1 protein-coding gene is annotated in these 248 nt (G+C 58.9%); it reads right to left on the bottom strand.

What is annotated here, in order from left to right:
- A partial coding sequence (locus tag ACZ3HH_RS30870) for a hypothetical protein (RefSeq protein ID WP_465810496.1) occupies positions 1 to 226 on the bottom strand: 226 nt, incomplete at its 3' end.
- Positions 227 to 248: the final 22 nt, after the last annotated feature.

Genomic DNA, 248 nt, shown 5'->3' with positions numbered 1-248 from the left:
CGAGGATCCCGCAGCAAGAAGAAGCCGGTGGGTGGCAACATCCCACCAGACAAACGATAACCAGCTCGTCTGACGCCTGTTTCGCGGGATTTGTCAGGCTCCCCGGGTCAGATGTCTCGGACTTCGCCAAACCCGTCCGCGATTCAATGGAACCATTTGTGACGTACCCATGATCGATGCCGTTATGGGCCTGCACGGTCGACGATACGGCCGCGGCGGTGAGCATGAGCGCCACCACTACAAACATC

The organism is Pseudomonas sp. PME37.24/025 (genome assembly GCF_055556615.1).
The sequence above is the reverse complement of the archived record's forward strand: the minus strand, read 5'-3'. Positions and strand labels throughout refer to the sequence as shown.